Annotated in this window: 7 protein-coding genes and 1 pseudogene; 5 read left to right on the top strand and 3 right to left on the bottom strand. The window is 46.6% G+C overall.

The genetic code is table 11. From position 1 onward, the window contains the following. The 3 genes from RMO84_RS11310 to RMO84_RS11320 form a co-directional block, all read left to right on the top strand. Positions 1-1,681 (top strand): peptidase domain-containing ABC transporter (locus tag RMO84_RS11310; RefSeq protein WP_310488563.1); only part of this gene is annotated, 1,681 nt, incomplete at its 5' end. Next, a complete protein-coding gene (locus RMO84_RS11315; RefSeq protein WP_310488564.1) occupies positions 1,674-3,785 on the top strand; it encodes a response regulator in 2,112 nt (703 codons plus the stop codon). The genes RMO84_RS11310 and RMO84_RS11315, both read left to right, overlap by 8 nt. A gap of 77 nt (positions 3,786-3,862) precedes the next feature. Continuing rightward, a complete protein-coding gene (locus RMO84_RS11320; protein WP_310488565.1) occupies positions 3,863-4,612 on the top strand; it encodes a peptidylprolyl isomerase in 750 nt (249 codons plus the stop codon). Positions 4,613-4,691: 79 nt separating this feature from the next. On the opposite strand, the gene clpS is transcribed toward RMO84_RS11320, so the two are convergent. Next, positions 4,692-4,976: an ATP-dependent Clp protease adapter ClpS gene (gene clpS / locus RMO84_RS11325; RefSeq protein WP_310488566.1), complete on the bottom strand. Its 285-nt coding sequence runs from the start codon at positions 4,974-4,976 to the stop codon at positions 4,692-4,694. Between the two features lie 128 nt (positions 4,977-5,104). On the opposite strand from clpS, the gene RMO84_RS11330 reads away from it, so the two are divergent. After that, positions 5,105-5,293 (top strand): hypothetical protein, encoded by a 189-nt coding sequence (locus RMO84_RS11330; protein ID WP_310488567.1) that lies wholly within the window; start codon positions 5,105-5,107, stop codon positions 5,291-5,293. A 261-nt stretch (positions 5,294-5,554) separates the two neighbouring features. Then, positions 5,555-5,767 carry a hypothetical protein gene (locus RMO84_RS11335; protein WP_310488568.1) on the top strand — a complete coding sequence of 71 codons (213 nt, stop codon included), beginning with the start codon at positions 5,555-5,557 and terminating at the stop codon, positions 5,765-5,767. Between the two features lie 94 nt (positions 5,768-5,861). Here RMO84_RS11335 and nirD read toward each other — a convergent pair whose 3' ends face one another. Further along, positions 5,862-6,242, bottom strand: coding sequence for a nitrite reductase small subunit NirD (gene nirD, locus RMO84_RS11340; RefSeq protein ID WP_310488569.1), 381 nt, complete (start codon positions 6,240-6,242; stop codon positions 5,862-5,864). Between the two features lie 151 nt (positions 6,243-6,393). Beyond that, positions 6,394-7,146, bottom strand: a pseudogene (locus RMO84_RS11345) (nitrite reductase (NAD(P)H)); the annotation flags it as partial.

A 7,146-nucleotide genomic window follows, 5' to 3' on the forward strand; every position in this document is an offset into this window, starting at 1 on the left:
AGTGTTTTTGGCCTCGATCGTTTTACAGATTTTTGGGCTGATTTCGCCGATTTTCACCCAGTTGATTCTCGATCGAGCGGTGATTCATCGATCGGCTGATAGTCTCAATGCCTTTGTGGTGGGACTGTTCATGATGGCGGTGTTTCAGATTGCGATCTCGACGCTGCGCCAATATCTAATTTTTGTCACGGCGATGCGGATCGATACATCGATGATCGTCGGCTTTATCCGCCACGCTTTTAGTCTGCCGCTATCCTACTTTGATACGCGCAAAGTGGGAGATATTACCTCGCGGATTGAAGAAAATCACAAGATTCGCAGTTTTATTACTGGCGAAACGATTGGCTTGGTGCTGGATATCATGTCGGTGTTTGTCTACGTGACGTTGATGTATATCTACAGTGCCAAACTCGCCACTTTGGTGCTGATTTCCATCCCGCCATTTTTGATTCTTAACTTACTCTCTACGCCCTTTCTCAAGAAATTATCGCGGGAATCGTTTAATGCTTATGCTGAGGAAAATAGCTATTTAATTGAAGCTCTCAATGGCGTCCGCACAGTTAAATCCATGTCCGTCGAGCGCACTGTCCGCTGGCGATGGGAAGAATTGCTCAACCATGAGGTTAAACAGCAGTATCGGAAAAAAATGTTTGGCATCAGACTGCAAGCGGTGAGTTCGTTGCTAGATTCCGCTAGTAGTATCGCGCTGCTCTGGCTAGGTTCATCTTTGGTGATTAGTGGTGAATTTAGTATCGGTCAATTGTTTGCGTTCAATATGTTGTCCGCCAATGTGATTGGCCCGTTTAAACGGTTGGCGGGTGTTTGGAACCAGTTCCAAGAAGTGACGATCGCGATCGAGCGGATCTGCGATGTCATCGAATCGCCACCGGAGGAAGATCTCCAACATAGTACCAAATTGCAAATTGGCAAACTGCGCGGTCACATTGTGTTTGACAAAGTCACCTTTCGCTACAATCCCCACACGGAAATCAACACCCTGGAGAATCTCAGTTTTCAAATTAAACCAGGTCAGACGGTGGCGTTGGTGGGGCGGAGTGGTTCTGGCAAAACGACGCTATCGAAGTTGCTGCTGGGTCTATATGCGCCGACATCCGGCAAAATCTCGATCGATGGTCAGGAGATCGATCGAATTGCGCTTCATTCCTTGCGATCGCAAATTGGGGTCGTAGATCAATCGACGTTTTTATTCAGCGGCAGCATCGCCGAAAACATTAGTTTGGGTCAGCAGAATGCCAGCTCTGAGGCGATTCGGCAAGCCGCGATGATGGCGGGAGCTGATGAATTTATTAGCACCATGCCGATGGGTTACGAAACCCAAATCGGCGAGGGTGGGGGGATGCTCTCTGGCGGTCAACGGCAACGGATCGCGATCGCGCGTGCCCTGGTGGGCGATCCGAGTTTGCTGATCTTTGATGAAGCCACGAGCAGTCTAGATACCGAATCCGAACGGATCATTCAAAAAAATCTGGAAAGTATCTGTCGCGATCGCAGTGCCATCATTATCGCCCATCGGTTATCGACCGTCCGCAATGCCGATTTGATTTTGGTACTCGACAAAGGCGTACTAATTGAAAGCGGCAGCCACCGCGAACTGATGGCGAAACACGGGCAATATTACTACCTCAATCAGCAGCAGCTAGGCGCGATCGGCAATGATTAAAATTTTAATTGTAGATGACCAAAAAGTAGTGCGCGAAACGCTGCGATTGGCACTGGAAATGCAGCAAGATTTCCAAGTAGTTGGGAGTGCGGAGGATGGTGATGATGCGCTGATGCAAGTACAGCTATTGCAGCCAGACATCGTGTTGCTCGATGTGGAAATGCCTGGTAAAGGTGGTTTAGAAGCCGTGACCGAAATTCGGAGCCGTTTTCCGACGACGCGCACGGTGATGATGACCAGCAATGATGATGTCAAATCGATCCGCACTGCGCTGCGCAATGGTGCCCACGGCTATATGCTCAAGCAGCAGATCGACGCGGGGATGATGGAGCTAATTCGATCGGTTTCTAATGGCAACATGCAATTTAGTCCGGGGATCTTAGAAAAAGTTCTCGGCCCAGAAATCCTGCCATTGGATGAATTAGTCCCAAGCGAACGATCGAATCGAACCAGCCCTAAACCGAAAGATGCTGTTGAAGAAACAACAACGTTCACACCAGCCGTATCCGACCACGCTGACTGGTCGAACTCTGCCAAAGAAATCATCGATATCGTCCCGCTGGCGTGGACGCGGGGACTATTCTATTGTCTGCTGGCATTTATGTCGGTAGCTCTGCCCTGGTCATTCTTGTTTCAGATGGATGAAATTGGTACCGCCAGAGGTCGGATGGAATTAGCTGGGGAAACGGTCAAAAAAGAAGCCGATCTGGAAGGTAGCGTGACAGTTACTAAAGTATTAGTCAAAAAAGGCGATCTCGTCACCAAAGGCCAAGTGCTGATGGAACTAGATTCCCGCCCGATTCGCGACCAAATTCAGCAAAACCAGGTCAAGCTCGAAGGGCTACTCCAACGTCTCAATCAACTGGGCGCGCTCAAAAATCAACTGACGATCGCTGTAAGTACCCAACAACAACAAAGCCAAGCCCAACTGCTGGAAAAACAAGCCCAAATCGCCCAAGCCCAGCAAAGTATCTCGGTGCTCAAAAATACCTACAACAATCAAATTTCCGAAAAATCAGCCCAGTTAGATCGGGCGACGCAAACCGCGATCGATCGCCAAAATAGCGCGACCGCCCAGAAACAAGCCCAACTCGATCGGATCGACCAAGCCCGTCAAAGTATTATCGATAGTACCGCCGCCGCTAATGCCGCCCAAATTCGGTGGCGGGATGCGCGAGCCGAAGCCGAGCGTTACGATCGACTATATCGTGCTGGTGGCGTCACTGAGATCAAAAGCCGCGAAGCCGATAGTCTCGCCAAAGAGCGCGAACAAGCCAGCATTCAAGCCGAAGCCAATCTCAAGCAAGCCAAATTACGCGATCGCGAACAACAAAACACCTATCGCAAAACGATCGAGCAAGCCCAGGCAGACATTCAACAAGCACAACTCCAACTCAAAGAACAAAAAAATAACGTTCAGCGCAGTATCAGTCAATTAAAATCCGATTTCACCCAATCGGAACTACGCCTAGTCGAGCAGCAGCGCGGACTCCAAAATTTAACTCAGGTCGGGAAGTTGGCAGTAACCAAGAGCGAACAACAGCTCAAAGAACTCCACAGCCAAGTGACGACGCTCCAAGTGGAGATCGCTCAAAGCAAAAATCTGGCTCGAACCTTAACCAACCAGCTCGACAAATATACCGTCCGCGCCAATGTCGCAGGCACAATTTTTGAATTGCCGATCGCTCGCGAAGGTGCCGTCTTGCAGCCCAAACAATTAATTGCCGAAATTGCCCCACCTGCCGACACCAAAAATGCTCTGATCTTTAAGGGCGAAATCCCCGCCAGCCAGAGTGAATCGCTCCGCACGCAAGGCATCGGCAAAGATGTCAAACTCAAATTCGATGAATTTCCGTTTGAAACTTATGGCGTAATTAACGGCAAGGTCAATTGGATTTCACCTAATTCTAAAGTCGTAACTGCTACTGCTGGTAATTCCACCAATTACGAAGTGAAAATCGCACTCGATCGCACTTGTGTCCAGCACAAAAATGAATGTCTACCATTCAAATCCGGTCAGCCAGCTACCGCCGAAATTGTGATTCGCAAACGGCGAATTATCGATTTCATCATGGATCCATTTACCAAGCTCAAATCTAGTTGAGAGATTGACCATTGCTCGATTAGAGCTTGATTCTGCATCCTTTCCAATAGAGCAATCCCTTTAACTCCCAACTCCAGATGTCAATTACCAGTCAAGATTTATTATATCAAGTTAAAATTAGCGGTAAAATTCCTGAGTTGTTGCAGAGCATCTTACAGCGGCAAGTTTTGGAAGAAACCGCACGGGAATTGCAGATCGAAATCTCCGCTGAAGAATTGCAAGCTGGCGCGGATCGATTTCGATCGATTAACCAATTATCAACTATTGCCGCTACTCAACAATGGTTAGCAGATCGGCTCCTCACCATTGATGATTTCGAGAATTTGGTGATGAGTAATGTGCTCGTCGAGAAAGTCGCCCAACATTTATTTGCCCACAAAGTCGCTCCCTATTTTCATCAACATCTGCTCGATTACACTTCTGCCATCATTTCCGAGATCGTGTTGACAGATAAAACGTTGGCGTTGGAGTTATTTTACGCCATTCAAGAAGGCGATATGAGTTTCGCCGACGTGGCTAGAACCTACGGTCAAAGTTTGGAGATCCAACGCCAGTATGGCTATTTGGGCGCAGTCAGCCGCCAGCACATGAGTCCAGAGATCTCCGCTGCCGTATTTGCCGCCGCACCCCCACAATTATTGAAACCGATCGAAGTCAATAAAAAAGTCCATTTGATTTTTGTGGAAGAGGCAAACTTACCACAACTTTCAGCCGAGCTACACTCCCAAATTATGATGCAATTATTTCAAGAATGGCTGCAAGATAAGATTGCGATCCATAGCTTGAAAACAGTCGCCAAATTTGAGTTATTCGAGCATTTGAACTAGCACCAACAGCTAGTCCTAAACTTGAGAATTGCAAACGCTCCGACCCTAAAACCTAAAGCCTAAAACCTAAAGCCTAACTCTAATCTGCAGGCTCGATCGTACTAGTCAAACCGTGACTTTTAAGCACATCGCAGTAATGTTCGGCATGTTCTTGATTGCAGGTAATCACTAACGCCATACCGTATTGATGAGCTTCCATCATGATATTAATCGCTTGAGGTGCCGAAAGATTGGGAATAGTCGTTATCAATACCTCTACGACATGTTCCATCGCATTGAAGTCATCATTGTGGAGTAGCACGCGATAATTAGGTGCTAGTTTGCGGACTGTTGACTGCTTTTCGATAGTTTCTATATAGGTCATATTCCAGTAAAGGTAAGATTGGTTGACAGGTCAAAAGTAATGCTGGGTTTGGTCTGGACGCGACAATCCGATCGATAGTTGGATCTGGATGGTTCTCTGAGTGCAAAGCTTTAGCAACACACGGCATCATGGCAAAGGCAAATCTAGCCGAGATCTTCGGATCGCTAACATTTGCTGTATATCTATTTTACCAACCGATCGATTGCCGCTTCAAGTTAGTAGGATACAAATTTGCGATCGTCTCCTTGAGTTCGATCGATTCCCAATCTTCCAACACCAGCTCCCAAACTGTTCGTGACGCACCAGACTTAAATTGAGGTCGAGCAAACTTATTGTGAATTGGAGAGTTACGATCGATTCGATTGCCAAAAATAGCAAATAACAGATTTAGCCTAATTTCTCAAATCTTTAACTCGCGCGATCGATTAGATAGTTAATAGCTAGCAAATTGAATAATGAATTACTAAACTAACATAAAAAAATCTAGATTAGTCAATCGAATGTGATATACAACTTACAAGTATCGATTTATTTCGATCGACTGAGAATTCAACCTAGATTAATTTGGAGCCTTAGCTATGAATATCAATCGCGCCGTGATGAAAGAGTATGAAGGCAAATCTTTTAAAGATCTTGTCAATGCGCCGGTAAATGCAATTGCTGGCGTTAGCGATGGCGACGCCGAACATCTCAAGGCCGCTTTTAATGTGAAAACGATTAAAGATTTAGCCACCTTAAAATATGTGTTGTGGGCACAAGCAATCGTCAATCTAGCTAGTACTGAAGAATAAATCTAGATATTGGGTGGATCGCCAACCATATTTATTATAAGAATTAGGAGTCATCAGAAGCGACCTAGTCTGCTGGCGGTGATTCCTAATTTTCTCAAGCATTGACTCGAACTGCTCCATCGACAACTTGAGCCGGAAAAGTCTGTAACTTGATAGTTGGATCGTCTAAACATTCGCCAGTTAATAAACTAAAGTTTTGCTTGTAAATCGGCGAGGCAACCTTCGGCACCCCATTGCGATCGCCGACAATTCCTCGCGATAAAACGTAGGCTTTACTAAACGGATCGTAATTATCGATCGCATATACATCCGTCCCTTCACCGACTCTAAAAATGGCAATTTGTCGATCGTTGACTAAGGCACAAACGCCCGTATTTGGCAAAATTCGGTCTAAGGGGCAGATCGTTGTCCACTGTTGAGTTTTTGGTACGCTGGCAGAGCCTTCTCCGTGAGAAATCGATTCTATTTGTGACATGAAATTTGTGATTTGTTAACAGAAATACTGTCTGAACTATGATGATAACGATTGAATGATTAACTATGATTATTTGTAGATGATAATCATAGTCTATCTATGAATCATTCTAAATCACAGTTGAGACGGCATATTACTTATCGTAAATTATCTAACTGTCGATCGATAGTAATTGTCGTTCGTGCTCGAATACCGGACGTTTTTGGCCGCGTTCTTCTACCTGGACGATATTAGGATCCGTTGCGTCGCTATTAACAAAGTGTTGAAAGCGTTGGAGCTTAACCGGATCTTTGAGGGTGACATCCCACTCGCAAGCATAGGTGGCGACTTGATGAGCCATTTCTGCTTCCAGTTCGGCGGCGATACCGAGGGAATCATTGATAATCACATTTTGCAGGTATTCCATCCCGCCTTCGAGTTTATTAAACCAGGTTGCGGTACGCTCCAACCGATTGGCAGTGCGGATGTAGAACATCAGGAACCTGTCGATATAGCGAATCAACGTTTCCTTATCTAAATCGGCGGCGAGGAGTTGAGCGTGTTGGGGTTTCATCCCACCATTGCCGCAAACATACAGGTTCCAACCTTTTTCGGTGGCAATAATCCCGAAATCCTTGCTTTGAGCTTCCGCGCATTCGCGGGTACAGCCAGAGACGGCGGATTTGAATTTGTGCGGGGCGCGGAGTCCACGATAGCGTAATTCTACCTCGATCGCGAGGCTGACAGAATCTTGAACGCCAAAGCGACACCAGGTGCTACCGACACAGGATTTGACAGTACGGAGAGCTTTGCCGTAAGCGTGCCCAGATTCAAAGCCAGCAGCGACTAGCCGCTGCCAAATGAGTGGGAGTTGGTCTACCCGTGCGCCGAGTAAATCGATGCGTTGTGCGCCCGTAATTTTGGT

It is taken from the genome of Chamaesiphon sp. VAR_69_metabat_338, assembly GCF_031423935.1.
Taxonomy (GTDB): Bacteria; Cyanobacteriota; Cyanobacteriia; order Cyanobacteriales; family Chamaesiphonaceae; genus Chamaesiphon.